This window comes from Pseudomonas sp. WSY_20 (assembly GCF_043104335.1).
Taxonomy (GTDB): Bacteria; Pseudomonadota; Gammaproteobacteria; order Pseudomonadales; family Pseudomonadaceae; genus Aquipseudomonas; species Aquipseudomonas parafulva_B.
On record NZ_JBICKP010000014.1, the window covers coordinates 42,449 to 61,606 of the forward strand.

The 19,158-nt window shown below is 62.3% G+C and carries 16 protein-coding genes; 2 read left to right on the forward strand and 14 right to left on the reverse strand.

The window, feature by feature from the left end; genetic code table 11:
- Positions 1-58: 58 nt before the first annotated feature.
- The 6 genes from ACF8E5_RS02365 to ACF8E5_RS02390 all read right to left on the reverse strand — a co-directional run bounded on the left by ACF8E5_RS02365 (position 59) and on the right by ACF8E5_RS02390 (position 7,879).
- On the reverse strand, positions 59-2,614 hold the full coding sequence (locus ACF8E5_RS02365) for a PepSY domain-containing protein (protein WP_392474868.1): 2,556 nt from the start codon (positions 2,612-2,614) through the stop codon (positions 59-61).
- Between the two features lie 190 nt (positions 2,615-2,804).
- Positions 2,805-3,968 carry a type III PLP-dependent enzyme gene (locus tag ACF8E5_RS02370; protein WP_058637467.1) on the reverse strand — a complete coding sequence of 388 codons (1,164 nt, stop codon included), beginning with the start codon at positions 3,966-3,968 and terminating at the stop codon, positions 2,805-2,807.
- Between the two features lie 468 nt (positions 3,969-4,436).
- On the reverse strand, positions 4,437-5,594 hold the full coding sequence (locus ACF8E5_RS02375) for a betaine/proline/choline family ABC transporter ATP-binding protein (RefSeq protein WP_058637468.1): 1,158 nt from the start codon (positions 5,592-5,594) through the stop codon (positions 4,437-4,439).
- Positions 5,591-6,244 carry an ABC transporter permease gene (locus ACF8E5_RS02380; protein WP_023533317.1) on the reverse strand — a complete coding sequence of 218 codons (654 nt, stop codon included), beginning with the start codon at positions 6,242-6,244 and terminating at the stop codon, positions 5,591-5,593. Before ACF8E5_RS02380 ends, ACF8E5_RS02375 begins: the two co-directional genes overlap by 4 nt.
- Complete coding sequence (locus ACF8E5_RS02385) at positions 6,241-7,152, reverse strand: glycine betaine ABC transporter substrate-binding protein (RefSeq protein ID WP_058637469.1); 912 nt, start codon at positions 7,150-7,152, stop codon at positions 6,241-6,243. Before ACF8E5_RS02385 ends, ACF8E5_RS02380 begins: the two co-directional genes overlap by 4 nt.
- A gap of 13 nt (positions 7,153-7,165) precedes the next feature.
- On the reverse strand, positions 7,166-7,879 hold the full coding sequence (locus tag ACF8E5_RS02390) for an ABC transporter permease (RefSeq protein WP_027913703.1): 714 nt from the start codon (positions 7,877-7,879) through the stop codon (positions 7,166-7,168).
- 512 nt (positions 7,880-8,391) lie between these two features.
- Here ACF8E5_RS02390 and ACF8E5_RS02395 point away from each other — a divergent pair.
- Positions 8,392-9,975: a peptide chain release factor 3 gene (locus ACF8E5_RS02395; protein ID WP_078479072.1), complete on the forward strand. Its 1,584-nt coding sequence runs from the start codon at positions 8,392-8,394 to the stop codon at positions 9,973-9,975.
- A gap of 109 nt (positions 9,976-10,084) precedes the next feature.
- On the opposite strand, the gene ACF8E5_RS02400 is transcribed toward ACF8E5_RS02395, so the two are convergent.
- From ACF8E5_RS02400 to ACF8E5_RS02415, 4 genes are all read right to left on the reverse strand, one after another.
- Positions 10,085-11,164 (reverse strand): polyamine ABC transporter substrate-binding protein, encoded by a 1,080-nt coding sequence (locus ACF8E5_RS02400; protein ID WP_027913706.1) that lies wholly within the window; start codon positions 11,162-11,164, stop codon positions 10,085-10,087.
- A 51-nt stretch (positions 11,165-11,215) separates the two neighbouring features.
- Positions 11,216-11,557 carry a cupin domain-containing protein gene (locus ACF8E5_RS02405; RefSeq protein WP_058604382.1) on the reverse strand — a complete coding sequence of 114 codons (342 nt, stop codon included), beginning with the start codon at positions 11,555-11,557 and terminating at the stop codon, positions 11,216-11,218.
- Positions 11,558-11,585: 28 nt separating this feature from the next.
- Entirely contained in the window at positions 11,586-12,992 is a 1,407-nt protein-coding gene (locus tag ACF8E5_RS02410; RefSeq protein ID WP_058637476.1) for an FAD-binding oxidoreductase, read from the reverse strand.
- Positions 12,993-13,055: 63 nt separating this feature from the next.
- A complete protein-coding gene (locus ACF8E5_RS02415; protein WP_392474869.1) occupies positions 13,056-13,856 on the reverse strand; it encodes a helix-turn-helix domain-containing protein in 801 nt (266 codons plus the stop codon).
- 211 nt (positions 13,857-14,067) lie between these two features.
- Here ACF8E5_RS02415 and ACF8E5_RS02420 point away from each other — a divergent pair, with 211 nt between their 5' ends.
- A complete protein-coding gene (locus ACF8E5_RS02420) occupies positions 14,068-14,967 on the forward strand; it encodes a hypothetical protein (RefSeq protein ID WP_078479070.1) in 900 nt (299 codons plus the stop codon).
- A gap of 221 nt (positions 14,968-15,188) precedes the next feature.
- On the opposite strand, the gene ACF8E5_RS02425 is transcribed toward ACF8E5_RS02420, so the two are convergent.
- The 4 genes from ACF8E5_RS02425 to ACF8E5_RS02440 are packed head-to-tail and all read right to left on the reverse strand — an operon-like array spanning position 15,189 to position 19,083.
- Entirely contained in the window at positions 15,189-16,157 is a 969-nt protein-coding gene (locus tag ACF8E5_RS02425) for a peptide ABC transporter ATP-binding protein (RefSeq protein ID WP_058604386.1), read from the reverse strand.
- A complete protein-coding gene (locus tag ACF8E5_RS02430) occupies positions 16,157-17,125 on the reverse strand; it encodes an ABC transporter ATP-binding protein (RefSeq protein ID WP_145255776.1) in 969 nt (322 codons plus the stop codon). The genes ACF8E5_RS02425 and ACF8E5_RS02430 overlap by 1 nt, the downstream gene beginning before the upstream one ends.
- Positions 17,126-17,136: 11 nt before the next feature.
- Positions 17,137-18,063, reverse strand: a complete 927-nt coding sequence (locus ACF8E5_RS02435; protein WP_144964415.1) for an ABC transporter permease subunit — start codon at positions 18,061-18,063, stop codon at positions 17,137-17,139.
- Between the two features lie 9 nt (positions 18,064-18,072).
- Positions 18,073-19,083: an ABC transporter permease subunit gene (locus ACF8E5_RS02440; protein ID WP_058637549.1), complete on the reverse strand. Its 1,011-nt coding sequence runs from the start codon at positions 19,081-19,083 to the stop codon at positions 18,073-18,075.
- Positions 19,084-19,158: the final 75 nt, after the last annotated feature.

Consider the following 19,158-nt stretch of genomic DNA (forward strand, 5'->3'; position numbering starts at 1 on the left):
TCGCAGCGCCGGCATCCTGGAGGATTACTGCCAGGACGCCGGCTTTGCCTGTTGCCGATCAGTACACATCCCGCCGGTATCGCCCCTCCTCGATCAGCCGTTGCACGGCAGCATCTCCAAGCAGGCCTGCAAGTGCCGCATCGACGCCAGCGGCCATGCCCTGCAGGCTGCCGCAGACGTATACGCAGGCACCTTCATTCATCCAGCGTTCAAACAGCGCGGCCTGTTGCAACAACACATCCTGCACGTAGATTTTTTCGGCTTGGTCGCGAGAGAACGCCAGGTCCAGCCGTGCCAGATCCCCAGCGGCGAGCAACCCTTGCAGCTCCTTGCCACACAGAAAATCATGGGCGCGATTGCGTTCGCCGTACAGCAGCCAGTTACGCCGCTCGCCCGCAGCGACGCGGGCCCTTAGCAGACTGCGCAGGCCCGCAAGGCCAGTACCGTTGCCGATCAGGATCATCGGTACATTGCCCTGGGGCATATGGAAGCCACTGTTGCGCTTTAGCCTCAGGCTCAGTGTGCCATCGAGCGGCAGGTATTCGGTCAGCCAACCAGAGCCTACGCCCAAGTCGCCACTTGGGTGTCGCTCCTGGCGCACGATCAGCTCCAGCACCCCGTCACTGGCAATCGAGGCGATGGAATAGTCGCGGCTGCCGAGCGGCACCAGTGCGTCCACCACCGCCTGGGCATGAAGCCCGACCAGATGCCCACCGACGGCAGGTAACTGACGGTCTGCGAGTGCCTGAGCAAGCCTGACTACCACCCCCTCGACCTGCACGTGCGTGTCGGCGTCCAGCCCCAGGTCTCTGACGAAGGCATCGACCCTTGGCCGACCGTTGAGCGGCATAATCTCCACCAGGTCGCCGGCTTCCCACACGGCAGGCTTCTGCGCCTGCAGGCCGAGCAGATACACCGGCTGGCCCTGGCTGCCAGGGTTGAGCAGTTCACGGCGGGTCAGCGACCAGTTGCCGAAACGGGGGGCTTGCCAAGCGGATACCGGCGCGGTGCCGGTCAGCAGTGCCAGCGCCTGATGCCATTGCTGAAGGGCCGCCTGATCGGCGTTGTCGACCTCCACGGGGCTAAATGCACAGTGAGCACCACGCTCGGTCAACCACGCCTGAAGCCGGCGGGCGAACCCGCAGAACTGTGGGTATTGACGATCACCCAGCGCCAGCAGGGCATAGCTGAGTGTTTGCAAGGGCAAAGGCTGACCCAGCACGTTGCGCTCAAAGCCTCGCGCGTTGTCAGGGGCTTCTGCATCCCCGAAGGTGCTGACGACGAACAACGCACGGCGTGCCGCACGCAGATCCTCTTCACACAACGTACCCAACGCCCTGACCTGCGCCGGCAAGCCTGCCGCCTGTAGTTGCCCGGCGCTTTGCCAGGCCAGCTGCTCGGCCATACCACTCTGGCTGGCGTAGCCGATCAGCCAGCTCTCGCTGTTGACTTCATCGGGGGTCACGTGGCGGCGGGCAGCCCTAACCTGACGTTTCTTGCGCCGTCGATCCAGGTAGAGCAGCCAGCCTGTGACGAAGAAGACCGGCATGGCCAGGCTGGCCAAGGTCAGGACGATGCGCCCAACCAGGCCGAAGTATTCCCCGACATGCAGTGCGTACACGCTCTGGAGCAATTGGGCCTTGAATGATTTATCACTGTAGCGTTCGTGAAGGCTGACCTTGCCACTGGCAGGGTCCAGGACCAAGGTGTCGAAGGCCCTGGGATGGTCGGCGTTATCCAGCAGATAGAACAGATTGGCAGGTTGACCGCCGACTGGGGGCAGGCGCAGGTTGTAACTGGCAAGGCGTGGACCTGCGGCGTTGCGCAGGCTGGCCCAGATGGCGTCGTAGTCGACGTTCAGCGCCGGTGCCTTTGGGTCGATAGACGCAGCTCCGGAGCGCCGGTCTTTTTTCAGTTGCGGCTGCGGCTGCCCGGCGACCGGCGGATCGGCCAGTAGCCGGTTCAGACCCTCCCGGTACCATTCGTAGGACCAGAACAGGCCCGTCAGGGCGAACAACAGGTAGAAGAGCAGGCACCAGGTGCCTGCTACGGCGTGCAGGTCCCAGTTGAACGCACGGCCTTTTTTGGCCCAATCCAGCGTCAGCCAGGTTCGCCAGTTTGTGGCATGGCGCGGCCACCGCAGGTACAGGCCCGACAGGCAGAAGAACACCAGCAGCAGCGTCGAGGCACCGGTGATCTGCCTGCCCGTGTCGCCCATGGCCAGAAAGCGGTGAAGCGTAAGCATGAGGGTGAAGAAGCCTTGCCCCGACACTTCGCCCAGCAGCTGGCCCGTATACGGGTCTGCGTAGCGCAACGGACCGCGCCGCTCGCCCGGTGCAGGGGTGAAAAAGATCCTGGCAGCTTCGCCTTCACGAACATCGACCCACAGCATGGCGACCTTGTCGTGTTGCTGGGCTTCGACACGTTGCACCAACTCAGCAGGCGGCAGCACGCCGTCAGGCCGTACCTCTACGCGCAGCACATCGGCATTGAGCGCGCTCAGCAGTTCGTCCTGAAACGAATAGAGCGCCCCAGTGATACCCATTACTGCAAGTACCAGCCCGGCCGTGATGCCGAATAACCAATGCAGCTGGAACAGCGTCTTCTTCAGCACCTTCGTTCACCTTGTATCGCCGCCGCACCCTGCGTAGCGCTGGCGGATGTTAATGGAAGCTCCTGCACGCGGCAATTGAGATTCGTTCACATTCACAAGGTGATTAGCTGCTGGTGTGACGCCGGGGATCGAGGTGCGGTCGGCTTTATTGCGCAGGCATGAAAACGGGGCCTTTGGGCCCCGTCATGGATTACAGATAGTAGGCTTTGAGCGGCGGGAACCCATTGAACTCCACCGCGCTGTAGCTGGTGGTGTAGGCACCGGTCGACAGCCAGTACAGGCGATCGCCGATTGCCAGGTTCAGCGGCAGACCATACTTGTAGTGCTCGTACATGATGTCGGCGCTGTCACAGGTAGGGCCGGCGATGACCACTTCCTCGGTTTCGCCCTTTTTCTCGGTCCAGATCGGGAACTTGATGGACTCGTCCATGGTTTCGATCAGGCCCGAGAATTTGCCGACGTCGGTGTAGATCCAGCGCTCGACGGCCGTGCGCGACTTGCGTGCTACCAGCACCACTTCGCTGACCAGGATGCCGGCGTTGGCAATCAGCGAACGGCCCGGCTCCAGGATGATTTCCGGCAAGTCGTCGCCGAAGTCTTCCTTGAGGAAGCGAATGATTTCCTCGGCGTAGGTTTCCAGGCTGTTGGTACGGGTGATGTAGTTGGCCGGGAAGCCGCCGCCCATGTTGATCAGCTTCAGTTCGATGCCGTCTTCTTCCTTGAGCCGCTCGAAGATCACCTTCACCTTGGCGATAGCGGCGTCCCACACGCTGATGTCGCGCTGTTGCGAGCCCACATGGAAGGAGATGCCATAGGGCACCAGGCCCAGGTCACGGGCGAGGATCAACAGGTCCATGGCCATGTCGGTCTGGCAACCGAACTTGCGCGACAGCGGCCAGTCGGCAGTGGTGGAGCCTTCGGTCAGGATACGCACATACACCTTCGAGCCCGGCGCGGCCTTGGCGATGTTGCGCAGGTCGGCCTCGGAGTCGGTGGCGTACAGGCGCACACCCTTCTCGAAGAAGTAACGAATGTCCTTGGATTTCTTGATGGTGTTGCCGTAGCTGATGCGATCGGCGCTGACACCCTGGTTCATCACCTTGTCCAGCTCGTAGATGGAGGCGATGTCGAAGTTCGAGCCCTTGTCCTTGAGCAGGTCGATGATCTCGACGGCTGGGTTGGCCTTGACGGCGTAGTACACCTTGGCGAATTCGAACCCCGCGCGCAGGTCGTCATAAGCCTTGCTGATCATCTGGGTATCGATGAGTACGAACGGCGTTTCCTGCTTGTCGGCAAACGCCTTCATCTTCTGGAAGGTGTCGCGTGCGAAATAGTCTTCGACCTGGATCGACATGCTCAGGGACTCCATGGGCAAACTGAAAATTTAAGTGGCTGCAAACTGAACGCCCTCCGTATCCCCACTTTGGTTCGCCTACTCAGTACTTGAGCCGGATGGATCGTTTCCAGCATGGACGTTCGGCGCGCACTTTAGGGCGTGAACTCGGCAGAATCAACAGGCAATCCCTGGCGAATCGGCGATGTTCGAGTTGCCACGCCTGGGATTAACGACCCATGTGAACGGCTGGTGTTCCCCAGTGCGCGTCAGACGTAAAGAATTGTGGAATAGCCCTGGGCAGGGTGCGTAAACCCAAGCCCCTCCGCTTGGGCACGAGGCGCATTTGGAGATGATCGAGCGGTGCGGCAGGTAGGCTCGGGTGTTCATATTTATGGCCACCCGAGCCTGGTACTGGCGTTCAGAAAACGGTCCATGAATTTTTTATTCCGTCCGCCCTCGTCACGCCTTTTTTGCGATGAAAGGCTTTTAGGACGTCACCATCTCGGCGGGCGAGACAATGGTGGATTTCGCCCCGCGTGAGCGGCCCGAGCTCAGGTAGGCCGCAATCGACTCCTGGGTGACCTCGCCCAGGAACACCTGCTCGGCGTCCAGTACCGGCAGCCAGGCGCGGTTGAACTCGTACATGCGCGACAACAGGATACGCAGGTTTTCATCGTGTGCCGCCGTGGCGTTGAATGGCCGCAGGAAGTCGGCGCACGTGCCTTGCTGGCGGTGCATGTCGCGTCGGCGCACATAGCCGAGCGCCTTGTTCGTGGCGTCGGTCACCACCACGTAGCGGCGATCATGTTCGTCCAGCAGTTCCAGCGCATCAGCCACTGGGGTCTGCGGGCTCACCGCCGGGGCATTGTCAGCCGCATCTTCGGCACGGACCAGCAGTAGCCGCTTGAGGGTGCTGTCCTGGCCGACGAAGTTGCTCACGAAGTCATCGGCCGGGTGCGCCAGCAAGGTGTCTGGGTGATCCAGCTGCAACAGCTTGCCCGCCCGGAAGATGGCAATCTTGTCGCCCAGCTTGATAGCCTCGTCGATGTCATGGCTGACCATGATCACGGTCTTGTTCAAGGCCCGCTGCATCTCGAAGAATTCGTTCTGGATCATCTCCCGGTTGATGGGATCCACGGCGCCGAACGGCTCGTCCATCAACAGCACCGGGGCGTCGGCTGCAAGGGCGCGGATCACCCCGATCCGCTGCTGCTGGCCACCGGAGAGTTCGCGGGGGTAGCGCTGCAGGTACTGCTTGGGCTCGAGCTTGATCATGTGCATCAGCTCGCGGGCGCGCTCGGCGCAGCGCTGCTTGTCCCACCCGAGCAGGCGCGGCACGACGGTAATGTTCTCCTCGATGGTCATGTTCGGAAACAGGCCGATCTGCTGGATCACATAGCCGATGTGACGACGCAGGCTGACTTCGTCCAGGCCGCTGGTGTCTTCGCCATTGATGAACACCTGCCCCGAGGTGGGGGTAATCAGGCGGTTGATCATCTTCAGGGTGGTGCTCTTGCCGCACCCTGACGGGCCCAGGAACACGCAGATTTCGCCTTCGTTGACCGTGAGGCTGACCGCGTCCACGGCCTTGACGTCCTTGCCGTTGACGTTGAAGGTCTTGCTGAGGTTCTTCAGTTCGATCATGAGCGCATTCCTTCTGGAGTCAGGGCACGTTGCAGGGTTTGCAGGAGCAGGTCGGCGATGATCGCCAGCAGGCTGACCAGTACTGCGCCGACCAGCAGCATCGACATGTCGCTGCGGCTGATGGAGGTGAGGATGAGTACGCCCAGGCCACCGGCCCCAATGGTGGCGGCGATGGTCATCACGCCGATGTTCATCACCACGGCAGTACGCACGCCGGCGAGGATCACCGGTACTGCGATGGGCAACTCGACCATGCGCAGGCGTTGACCGAAGGTCATGCCGATGCCCCGGGCAGCCTCGCGAATACCGGGCTCGACGTTGGTCAGCGCCAGGTAGGTGTTACGCAAGATTGGTAGCAGGGAATAGAGGAACACCGCCGTGATGGCAGGCAGCGGGCCCAGGCCCTGGCCGAAGGTGGAGTAGAACGGCAACAGCAGCCCGAACAGGGCGATCGACGGGATGGTCAGCAGCACCGTGGCGCTGGCCTGCACGGGCCCGGCCAGGAAGGGGAAGCGGGTCATGACGATGCCCAGCGGCACGCCGATCAGGATGGCCAGGCCCACGGCCACGCCCACCAACATGATGTGCTGCCAGGTCAGCTGCAACACCAGGGCCCAGTCCAGGTGCGCGAAGGTATCGAACAATGTCATGGCGTCACCTCCTTCAGGGGATGTTCTCGCAGGAAGGCGGCTGCGACCGAGGAGGGGCTTTGGTGCTGCACATCGACCTTGGCGTTGAGTTGGCGCATGGTCTCGTCGTCCAATTGTTCGGCAAGGGGGGCGAGCAGGCTGGCCAACTGCGGATGAGCGTCGAGCACGGCCTTGCGCACCACCGGGCCTGCCGTGTAATCCGGGAAGTAGTGCTTGTCGTCTTCAAGCAGCTTGAGCTTGAACGCGTTGAGTCGGCCATCGGTGGTGTACACCAGGCCTGCGAACACCTGGGCATTGCGCAGCGCGGTGTAGACCAGGCCTGCGTCCATCTGACGGATGTTGGCGCGCTCCAGGTGCATGCCATATCGCGCCTGCAGGCCATCCAGGCCGTCGGGCCGGTTGGCGAACTCGGTGTCCAGCGCAACCACATGCTTGCGCGCCTGCTCGTCCATCAACACCTGGTTCAACTGGCTGATGGTGTTGACCTGTGGGTAGGCCTTGGCCACTTCGCTGGGCAATGCCAATGCATAGGTGTTGCTGAACTTGGAAGGCTTGAGCCAGACCAGTCCTTTTTCGGCATCCAGAGCCTTGACCCGGGCATAGGTGGCCGCCGCGCTGGGCATGCGTTCTTCCACATGGTTGTAGGACACCAGCGAGACCCCGGTGTATTCCCACATCAGGTCAAGCTGCCCGGTTTCCTGCGCCTGTCGGGCCAGGCTGCTGCCCAGGCCGCCAGTGACGCGCACCTCGAAGCCATTGGCGCGCAGGTATTGAGCAGTGATTTCGGCCAGCACGGTCTGTTCGGTGAACACCCGGGCGCCGATACGGATCAACGGTTTGTCTGCCGCCTGGGCAAAACCCGCCGACAGCAGGACCGCGCCCAGGAGCAAGGCGATTGCGTTCTTCATGGTTTTCCTCGGGTTATTGGGCCAGGCCACGTTCCAGCCAGCGCTTGCTGGCGAACGTCACCAGTGCGTCCAGCAGCAATGCCAGCAGTGCCGTACAAGCGGCGCCCAGCAAGAGCTGGGGCTGGTTGTTAAGGGCAATGCCGGGGAAAATCAGGCTGCCCAGGCTGTTGGCACCGATCAGGAAGGCGAGCGGGGCGGTGCCCACGTTCAGCGCCAGTGCTACACGCACGCCACCGACGATGATGGGCACGGCATTGGGCAGCTCCACCTGCCACAACTGCTGGCGCGGCGTCATGCCGATACCGGTAGCGGCTTCCTTGAGCGAGGCGGGAACGTTTTTAAGCCCTTCGTAGGTATTGCGCACGATGGGCAGGAGGGAGGCGAGAAACAGGGCGAAAATGGCAGGGCCTGCGCCGATACCTAGTACGCTCAGGGCGATGGCCAGTACAGCCAGGGGGGGGATGGTGTTGCCAATGTTGAAGAACTGCATGAACCGCTCGGCTTTGTCGACCCTATGCGGTCGACTCAAGGCAATGCCGGCGGGGATGCCCACGGCCAATGCCGCCGCCATCGAAGCCAGCACCAGAACCAGGTGCGCTTGCAGGTAGAACGTCAGATCATCGCGGTAGCGCGCGATCGTGTCGAGGCCGATCCAATGGACCAGCAGGGCCAGGATGACGAGCACGGCGGCCCATCCCAACAGCCCTTTTCCGTAGCGTGTCGCCACAGGTGGACTCCTTCTTGTCGTCGGCGAGCACACTTCTTCTTGGCCAGCCCCGAGAGGCAGCGGTGGTGTGTTCGCGATTAGCAGCCCGATGCGAGCCATAGGCGCCGATCAGGCCATGAGCCAAACCCCGTCGGGTTCGAAAACGCTGGTGAAACCGTTCCCCAACCGAAGCGGTTTACAGGGGAGTGGACGTCTCCTCGGGCGCAAAGGTTCCCATCTCAGGGGGCGTTTGGCCAGCACTAATCACTGGTTAACAGCGATCTAGCAAGTGAAAAGAATCGATAAATGCAGCTGTAGACGTTGAAAGCACTGGTCTTGCACGTATTCGCGTTCTGCCTGTGCAGCGCCAGTTCCCATCCCCGCACGGCAGGCGTTTGCGCACCTCAGGTAGGCGCTGACTTGCCAGCGAGGGACGGGGCGGTACCCGACCGTCCGCCACTGGCCGATTTTCGCCGAGTCGAATTTCAGGTATGATGCTGCCCCTTTTTGATCCCCCAGTCAGGCGATTTCCCATGACCAACCAGGCCGCCGAAGTCGCGAAGCGCCGCACTTTCGCAATCATTTCCCACCCCGACGCCGGTAAGACCACCATCACCGAGAAGCTGTTGCTGATGGGCAAGGCCATCTCCGTCGCCGGCACCGTGAAGTCGCGCAAGTCCGACCGCCACGCCACCTCCGACTGGATGGAAATGGAAAAGCAGCGCGGCATCTCCATCACCACCTCGGTGATGCAGTTCCCGTACCGCGAGCACATGATCAACCTGCTCGACACCCCCGGCCACGAAGACTTCTCCGAAGACACCTATCGCACCTTGACGGCCGTGGACTCGGCGCTGATGGTGCTCGACGGCGGTAAAGGTGTAGAGCCGCGTACCATTGCCCTGATGGACGTGTGTCGCCTGCGCGATACGCCCATCGTCAGCTTCATCAACAAGCTCGACCGTGACATCCGCGACCCGATCGAACTGCTCGACGAAATCGAAGCCGTTCTGAAGATCAAGGCCGCGCCGATTACCTGGCCTATCGGCTGCTACCGTGACTTCAAGGGTGTGTACCACCTGACCGGTGACTACATCATCGTCTACACGCCGGGCCATGGCCACGAGCGTACCGAAGCCAGGATCATTCGCAAGCTGGACTCGGACGAAGCCCGCGCTCACCTGGGCGACCAGTACGACGCGTTCGTCGAGCAGCTGGAGCTGGTGCAGGGCGCTTGCCACGCGTTCGACCAGGACGAATTCATCAACGGTCAACTGACCCCTGTGTTCTTCGGTACCGCACTGGGTAACTTCGGTGTCGACCACGTGCTCGATGCCGTCGTCGACTGGGCGCCGCGCCCGCTGGGCCGTGTTGCCCACGAGCGTACCGTCGAGCCCGTGGAAGAGAAATTCACCGGCTTCGTGTTCAAGATCCAGGCGAACATGGACCCGAAACACCGCGACCGTATCGCCTTCATGCGCATTTGCTCGGGCAAGTACGAAAAGGGCATGAAAATGCGCCACGTGCGGCTGAACAAGGACCTGCGCATCGGTGATGCGCTGACCTTCTTCTCTTCCGAGCGTGAGCAGCTCGAAGAAGCCTACGCCGGCGACATCATCGGTTTGCACAACCACGGCACCATTCAGATCGGTGACACCTTCACCGAAGGCGAGGCGCTGGGCTTCACCGGTATCCCGCACTTCGCCCCGGAACTGTTCCGCCGCGTGCGCCTGAAAGACCCGCTGAAATCCAAGCAGTTGCGTCAGGGCCTGCAGCAGCTGGCCGAAGAAGGTGCTACCCAGGTGTTCTTCCCCGAGCGCAGCAACGACATCATCCTCGGTGCGGTCGGTGTGCTGCAGTTCGACGTGGTGGCCAGTCGCCTGAAGGAAGAGTACAAGGTCGAGTGCGCCTATGAGCCCATCACCGTATGGTCGGCGCGCTGGATCGCCTGCGATGACAAGAAGAAGTTGGAGGAATTCCAGAACAAGGCCATGGAGAACCTGGCCATCGATGGTGGCGGGCACCTGACTTACCTGGCCCCTACCCGGGTCAACCTGTCGCTGATGGAAGAGCGCTGGCCTGACGTCAAGTTCCGCGCCACGCGCGAGCACCACTGAGCGTAAAGGGCCCGGCCACTTCGGTGGCCAGGCCGTTGGGCGAAGAGGGCGGCTCGACGCCCGTCTCGCTCATCTCAACCGTTTGACGCCGCCCCCGCAAGGGCAGGCATCAGTTGCCCGCCTTCACACTGGTCCAGATACGTGTCCTGATACGGTCAATCTTGGCTGGCATCGCTTCAAGCGCGTACAACTTGCCCATCACCGCTTCGCTCGGATAGATCATGGTGTTGGCCTTGAGCGCCGGGTCAACCAGCGCATCGGCTTGCAGGTTGGCGTTGGCGTATTGCACGTGGTTGCTGATGGCGGCCATCACCTGCGGCTCCAGCAGGTAGTTCATGTAGGCATACCCGGCCTTTTCGTCCGGCGCATCGGCGGGCATGGCCACCATGTCGAACCACATCGGCGCCCCCTCCTTGGGTATCGAGTAGCCGACCTTGACCCCGTTGTGGGCCTCCTCGGCGCGATTTTTTGCCTGGAGCACATCCCCCGAGAACCCGACCACGACGCAGACGTCGCCATTGGCCAGGTCCGCCGTGTACTTGGATGAGTGGAAATAGCTGATGTACGGCCGCACCTGCATCAGCAGCGCCTTGGCCTTGTCATAGTCGGCCGGGTTCTGGCTGTGGTGGGGCAGTCCCAGGTAGTGCAGGGCGATGGGCAGCAACTCGGGGCCATTGTCCAGTACCGCCACGCCACACCCTTTGAGCTTGCTCATGTACTGCGGCTTGAAGATCAGGTCCCAGGAATCGACCGGCGCGTCGTCGCCCAATACGGCTTTGACCTTGTCGATGTTGTAGCCAATGCCCGTGCTGCCCCAGAGGTACGGGAACCCGTACTGGTTGCCCGGATCATTGCCTTCCAGTGCCTTGAGTAGCACCGGGTTGAGGTTCTTCCAGTTGGGCAACTGCGACTTGTCCAGCCGCTTGAGGGCTTTGCCCTGGATTTGCCGGGCCATGAAATGGTTGGAGGGAAACACCACGTCGTAGCCGGAATTGCCGGTCATCAACTTGCCATCGAGGGTCTCATTGCTGTCGTAGACGTCGTAGGTGGGCACGATGCCGGTGGCTTGCTGGAACTGCTTCAAAGTGTCGGGCGCTATATAACTGGACCAGTTGTAGATCTTGACGGTTTCTGCCGCGCTGGCCACGCTGGCGGCCAGCATCAAGGGGGCGATGATTAGCGTGCGCATGTCGGGTCACCTTGCTTTGTGTGTTGTTATCGAAGGCAGGCGATCAGCGGATCAGAAGATGAGTACGTAGGTCTTGCGCACGGTTTCCTGGATATCCCAGGTGCCGGTGCTGTTGGCCGGTAGCATCAATGCGTCTCCGGCTTCTATGACCAGGGGCTCGCCATCGTCAGGGGTAAAAGTGCAGCGGCCCTTGATGAAATGGCAGAACTCCTGTTGCGTGATTTGCCGTCGCCAGCGCCCTGGGGTGCATTCCCAGATGCCCGTTTCCACGCCATCGCTGCGTTGCACGCACGTGATCGATGTCACCGCCACGGGCTGGCCGAGGGGTACGGCAACAGGGCTGCTGGACTGTAAAACGGCGCTGTCTGCCCGTTTGAACTGAGTGATGCTCATGACAGGTCGATCCTGTTTGGGTGAAGAATCAGTGCATGAAGCCTTCCATGAAATCTGCCAGCTTGGTGGCCAGTTGCCGTCTCCATGGCGGTGTCGCGGGGTTGGCCAGGGTGCGATCCTCGTGGACGAAGCTCTGGATGATGGCGTTGTACCCCAGCCAGCGGCTGGGCTCCGCAGGCCAGCTGGCCAAGCTCGATAGCGGCCTGTTGTCGTGTACCCAGGGCTGTCCGGTAAGCGCGTTCTGCTGATTCAGGATAAGTGCGGCCAGGGTGCGACCGCCCAGGTTGGTCGCGCCTACGCCTTCGCCGCCGTAGCCACCTGCCAACGCGATACCCCGCTGGCGGTCGCACAGCATGTGCGGCCGGAAGCGCCGCGCCATGCCCAGGTTGCCGCCCCACGAATGGGTGATGCGCACATGGCGCAGTTGTGGAAACAGCTCGCTGAACAGGTAGCGACGCAGCTCGATCTCATGGGCCTGGAGGTTGAAGTCCTCGCGTAACCTGCCACCGAAGCGGTAGCCACCGCGGGCACCGAACACCAGGCGATCGTCGGCGGTGCGCTGACCATAGGTCACTTGCCGGCTGCCCTCGCTGAAGGCTTGCCCCTGGTCGAGGCCGATCTGCGCCCACGTGGCTTGCGGCAAGGGTTCGGTGGCCACCATCAGGCTCTGAACCGGCAACTGGTGTTTGCCCAACGGCGGCAAGCTGGCGGCATAGCCTTCCACCGCCGGGACGATCCAGTTGCACCGCAGGCGTGCCAACGGGGTGGTCACTTCGCCAGGCTGCCAGTCCAGCGCCGGTGTGTTCTCGTAAATTGGCACCCCCATGGCCTCGACCGCGCTGGCCAGGCCACGGACGAGCTTGGCCGGCTGTATCGTGGCCGTGTGCGGACTGTAGATGGCGCCATAGGCGTTGCTCACGCGCAACTGGCCCTGCAGTTGTGCTGGGCGCAGCCAGCGGTAATCGTCCTCGGTCATGCCCAGGTTGTACAAGTGGTCCAGGTAGGCACGCAGGCTTCGCTCCTGCTCGGGATACCGCGCCGCGCAGTACAACACGCCGCCCTTGCGGTAGTCGCAATCGAGCTGTTCGCGGTGCAAGACGCGCTGTACTTCGTCCGGAATGTCATGCAGCAGGTCGATGCTGGCGCGGCGCTGCAGCGGCGACAGGCTGGCCAGCAGGCGATCTTCACCCAGCAAATTGCCCATCAGCCATCCGCCGTTGCGCCCCGAGGCACCGAACCCGGCGATGTTGGCCTCGATCACCACGATGTTGAGGTGCGGCGCTTGGCGCTTGAGGTAGTAAGCGGTCCACAGGCCTGTGTAGCCAGCGCCGATGATGCAGACGTCTGCCTCGACGTTTTCACGCAGGGCAGGGCGCGCGCGCAGCGGCTCTTGCAGCTGGTCCATCCACAAGCTGAGGGTACGCAGGGGCTGCATGGGCCGGGCTCCACAAGCGGTCAGGTGATGGAGCGATGCTAGTGGGCAACGGCAGCGCTTGTCTTACGTGCGTGCACGCGAGGAAATCTGTTTGAGGTAGGCCTTGGGCGTCAGCCCGGTGTGCTCGCGAAAGCACTTGTAGAACGCGGACAGCGAGTTGAAACCGGCGTTGAACGCCAGGTCATCGATGGACGACTGGCCGTTGTCAGTTGCCAGGATCGTCATCAGGTGCTGCAGGCGCGCCTGGTTGACGTAGCGATAAAAGCTCTGGCCCAGCACCTGGTTCAACAGGTAGGAAATCTGATTGCGGCTGTAACCGCTGGCCTGAGCGACCTGTTGCAGGCTCAGCTCAGGATCCAGGTACGGGCGTTGTCGCTGAAAGTAGTGTTCAAGGTCTTGCGCCATGGTCGACAACTGACGCGGGGACAGACCTAGCCGGCTGGTGGCGGGCCGTGAAGTGCAACGGGTGCTGCCGGCACTTTGCTGACGCACGAGTGTGGCGTACTCATTGACCTGCCAGATCAGGCCGTCCTTTACCGTGATCGCCTCGCTGGACTGGAACGCCACCAGGCCGTCCCCGCCCTGCACGGTGACCTGGTACTGAATGTACGCCGTACAGCCATCGACGCGGATACGGTCGCTGTGCACGATGTCCTCGCCGGCGGCATGGGGCAGGCAGGCGCTCACGTACGCACGCAGCTCGGCATGGCTCAGCACGCGATTCTGGAAGAAGTCGTGGTATTGAATGTCGGGGTGGTACAGCGCCATCACGCCATCGAGATCGCGATACTTCCAGCACAGGTGGTAGCGCATCACGGTGTCGGCGGTGATCGGCGTCTGGGACGGGCCATCGGGCAGGGTCATGGCAGGATCATGCCTGTTCCCTGGCGTGGCGACAAGAATTGCAGAACACCTGATGCTAGAGGCCGATTCGCGTATTTTGCACGATCAATAATTAACCTGTTTTTGTAACTCATTGATTTAAAAGGGCGGGATTTTTTATGGCAACTGGCACAGCGGCTGCAACGTTTAATGCGCGAATGGACTTCTCGCTAACAACACAGGCGACCACATCATGATCTCATCTGCCGACTATCCCGTTGTCGATACTCAAAGCCGCTCAGGTGTTTCCTGGGCAGCGATCTTCGCTGGCGCAGCCGGTGCTGCTGCCATCTCTCTCCTTCTGGTAGTGCTCGGTGCAGGGCTCGGCTTTGCCGCGACCTCGCCGTGGGCAGATGAAGGGGCCAGTGCCAAAGCCCTGGGTATTTCCACCATTGTCTGGTTGCTGCTGACCCAGATCATCGCTTCGGGCATGGGCGGCTACATTGCCGGCCGTCTGCGCGTGAAATGGGCCAATCTGCACGGTGACGAAGTGTATTTCCGCGACACTGCACACGGCTTCCTGTCGTGGGCCGTGGCTACCTTGGTGACGGCCATGCTGGTACTGGGTACCGCCGGCAACATCGTCGGTGCAGGTGCCAGTGCAGCGACTCAAGCGGCCGGCATGACCGCCGCTGCCGGTGGTGCTGCCGCCTCCAATGCCTCGGACGAGTCCCTGGACTACTTCGTCGACGGCCTGTTCCGTGGCGAGGGCCCAGCGCCTGTCAGCGATGATGCGGCCAATGGTGTTGCCGCTCGCATCTTGGCCAAAGGTCTCGCCGGGGACGGCGCCCTGGCACCTGAAGACCGTGCCTACCTGGCGCAGCTGGTTGCCCAGCGCACCCGCCTGTCCCAGCCGGAAGCTGAAGCGCGCGTCGACCAAGTCATGGCTCAAGTTCAACAACTGAAGACCGATGCCAAGCAGGCTGCAGACACCGCCGCCAAAGTGGCTGCCTGGACTGCCCTGTGGACCTTCGTGGCCCTTCTGTGCGGCGCCTTCTTCGCCAGCCTCGCCGCGCTGTACGGTGGTCGTCGTCGCGACCAGGTTCAGTGGCTTGAAGGCGACTACGTCGCTCACCGCACTATTCAACGCTAAGTAAGGAGAACGAACATGCGCTCGATATTGCTATGGCTGCTGGGTGTACCGATTCCAATCATCATTCTGATTGCACTGTTCATGCACTGACGAAAAGGGCCGCTTAGCGGCCCTTTTCGTTTATGTCTTACTTGTCGATCTGTCGTCTTGCACCGGTTCTGAAAGCCAGTGAATTGGCAGCGGTCTTGCCGGCCCGCCGGACCGGCCGATCCATACCTTCATTAGAGAAACTGCTCCGCATAGTGACAAGCCACCTGCCGGGTCTCCACCTGCCTGAACGCCGGTACTTCATTGGCGCAGCGATCGGTCGCGTAGGGGCAGCGTTTGTGAAAAGCGCAGCCATCCGGCGGGTTGAGCGGGTTGGGCAGCTCGCCGGCAATGCGGATACGCGGTTTGGACGGATCTGGATGAATAGCGGGTGTGGCAGACAGCAGGGCCTGGGTATACGGATGCAGCGGCTTTTCGTAGATATCGGCTTTGGGCCCCATCTCCGCCGGTCTGCCCAGGTACATGACCAGTACATCGTCGGCCACGTGCCGTACTACCGCCAGGTTGTGAGAGATGAACACGTAACCGGTACCGTACTGCTGTTGCATGTCCATGAACAAATTCAGCACTTGGGCCTGGATCGACACATCCAGCGCAGACGTCGGTTCGTCGGCCACCAACACCTTGGGCTGCAACATCATGGCCCGTGCCAGCGCGATACGCTGGCGTTGTCCACCCGAGAACATGTGCGGATAGCGCTGGTAATGCTCCGGGCGCAGCCCCACCTGCTCCATCATCTTCTGCACCCTGTCACGCCGCTGCGCCTTGCTCAGCGTGGTGTTGATCAGCAACGGCTCGGCCAGTTGGTCACCGATCTTCTGCCGCGGGTTGAGCGAGGCGTAAGGGCTTTGGAAGACCATTTGTACGTCCCGGCGCAGTTGCTTGCGCTCGACCTTGCTGGCACCGGTTACCTCGGTACCTGCGATCTGCAGCGAGCCTGAGGTGGGCTGCTCGATCAGGGTCAGGGCGCGGGCCAGGGTCGACTTGCCGCAACCGGACTCACCGACCACCGCCAACGTCTTGCCCGCCTCCAGCTCGAACGAAACGCCATTGAGCGCGCGTACCAGCGCATGGCCCTTGAACAACCCGCGGGAGACTTCGTAATGCCGGGTCAGGTCCCGGGCCGATAGAACGACGGCCATCACGCCACCTCCTGGTTCAGTGGGTAGAAACAGCGGGCCAGGCTCTGGGCTTTGGGGTCCAGGGCCGGGCGCTGGTGTCGACAGTTGTCCTGCACATACGGGCAGCGTGGCGACAGCAGGCAACCCGTGGGGCGGTCATAGCGGCCCGGAACGATGCCGGGCAGGGTGGCCAATCGCTCGGCACCCAGGCTGTGCTCGGGAATCGCCGCCAGCAGGGCTTCGGTATAGGGGTGGGCAGGGATGTCGAACAGCTCTGGCACCTGGCCCACCTCCACAGCCTGGCCTGCATACATCACGCACACCCGGCGCGCGGTCTCGGCCACGACCGCCAGGTCATGGGTGATCAGGATCAGGGCCATGTTGCGCTCCTGCTGCAGGTTGACCAGCAGCTCCATGATCTGCGCCTGGATGGTCACGTCCAGCGCCGTGGTCGGCTCGTCGGCGATCAGCAGCTTGGGCTCGCCGGCAATGGCCATGGCGATGGCCACCCGTTGGCTCATGCCGCCGGACAGTTGATGCGGATAGGCGTCCAGGCGACTCTCGGCGGCCGGGATCTCGACCTTCTGCAGCAGTTCCAGGGCCCGTTGCCGCGCCGCCTTGCCCTTGAGGCCCAAGTGTTGACGCAGCACTTCTTCGATCTGATAACCCACGGTGTAGCTGGGGTTCAGGGCCGTCATCGGGTCCTGGAAGACCATGGCGATATCCTTGCCCACCACCTTGCGCCGTTGCCGGCCGCTGAGGGTGAGCATGTCGGTACCGTCGAAGGTCATGGCATCGGCGGTGATCCGGCCCGGGGCCTCGATCAGGCCCATCAGGGCCATCATGGTCACCGATTTGCCCGAACCGGACTCGCCGACGATGGCCAGGATTTCGCCGGCATGAACCTGCAAGTCCAGCCCGTCCACCACCGGCACGGCGTCCGCGTCGCCAAAACGCACGTTGAGGTTGTTGATCTGCAACAAAGACATGGCTGTGCTCCTCAGGCGGCGTTCTTGAGTTTGGGGTCGAGCGCATCGCGCAGGCCATCACCCATCAGGTTGATCGCCAGTACGCTGAGCAGGATGGTCAGGCCCGGCAGGCTCACCACCCACCAGGCGCGCTCGATGTAATCCCTGGCCGAGGCCAGCATGGTGCCCCACTCCGGCGTCGGGGGTTGCACGCCAAGGCCCAGGAAGCCCAGGGCGGCGGCATCGAGAATGGCCGAGGAAAAGCTCAAGGTGGCCTGCACGATCAGCGGCGCCATGCAGTTGGGCAGCACGGTCACGAACATCAGGCGCCACAGCCCAGCACCTGCCAGCCGGGCGGCGGTGACGTAGTCGCGGTTAAGCTCGCCCATCACGGCGGCGCGGGTCAGGCGCACGTACGAGGGCAGCGAGACGATGGCAATGGCGATCACGGTGTTGATCAGGCCAGGGCCGAGGATGGCGACGATGGCGACGGCCAGTAGCAGCGAGGGCAGGGCCAGCATCACGTCCATCAGGCGCATGATCGAAGGGCCGACGAAATGCGGGAAGAAGCCTGCCAGCAACCCGAGCAGAATGCCGGGGATCAGCGATATCACCACCGATGACAAGCCGATCAGCAAGGACAGGCGCGCCCCCTGGATCAAGCGCGAGAGCAGGTCGCGGCCAAGCTCATCGGTGCCCAGGATGAACTGCCAGGTGCCGCCCTCCAGCCACACCGGGGGAGTCAGTAGAAAATCGCGGTACTGCTCGCTGGGGTCGTGGGGTGCGACCCAGGGCGCAAACAGCGCGCAGAACACCACCACGCACATGAACGCCAGGCCCATCACCGCGCCCTTGTTGCGCGCGAATGCCTGCCAGAATTCCTTGTAGGGCGAGGGGTAGAGAAGGCTCTGGTCCACCGGGCTGACCGGGGACAGGTTTTTTGCAGTCGGGTTGGTCATGACGGGGCCTCAGCGCTGATGACGGATGCGTGGGTTGGCCAAGCCGTAGAGAATGTCCACGACGAAGTTGACCAGGATCACCAGGCAGGCAATCAACAGAATGCCGTTCTGGACCACGGGGTAGTCACGGGCACCGATGGCTTCGATCAGCCATTTGCCGATGCCCGGCCAGGAGAAGATGGTTTCGGTCAACACTGCACCGGCCAGCAAGGTGCCGACCTGCAGGCCGAACACGGTCAAGACGGGAATCAGGGCGTTGCGCAAGCCGTGCATGAACACGACCCGGGCCGGGGAAAGCCCTTTGGCGCGCGCCGTGCGGATGTAGTCCTCGCGCAGCACTTCGAGCATGGAGGAGCGCGTCATGCGCGCGATCACGGCCAGCGGGATGGTACCGAGGACGATGGCCGGCAGAATCAGGTGCATCACCGCATCCTTGAACGAGCCTTCTTCATCGCTGAGCAGGGTGTCGATGAGCATGAAGCCGGTCTTGGGTTCGATGTCATAGAGCAGGTCGATGCGCCCGGATACCGGAGTCCAGCCCAGGCTCACCGAGAAGAACATGATCAGGATCAGGCCCCACCAGAAGATCGGCATCGAGTAGCCGGCCAGCGAAATCCCCATCACCCCATGGTCGAACAGCGAGCCGCGCTTGAGCGCGGCGATCACCCCGGCCAGCAAGCCGACCACGCCGGCGAACAGCAAGGCGGCCATGGCCAGTTCCAGGGTGGCCGGGAACAAGGTGGTGAACTCGCTCCATACGCTCTCGCGCGTGCGCAGCGACTCGCCCAGGTCGCCCTGGGCCAGCTTGCCGATGTAGTCCAGGTACTGGGCTGGCAACGGTTTGTTCAGGCCTAGCCGTTCCATGGCCTCGGCATGCATTTGCGGGTCGACCCTGCGTTCGCCCATCATCACTTCCACCGGGTCACCGGGGATCAGGCGTATCAGCGCGAAGGTCAGCAAGGTGATGCCGAAAAAGGTCGGGATCAACAGGCCGAGGCGCCGGGCAATAAAACTCAACATGGTCGCAGTTACCTCATCAGGCCGCATGGCAGGTACCTGCCACGGCAGAGCCGCCATTGCCCACAGGGCAACGGC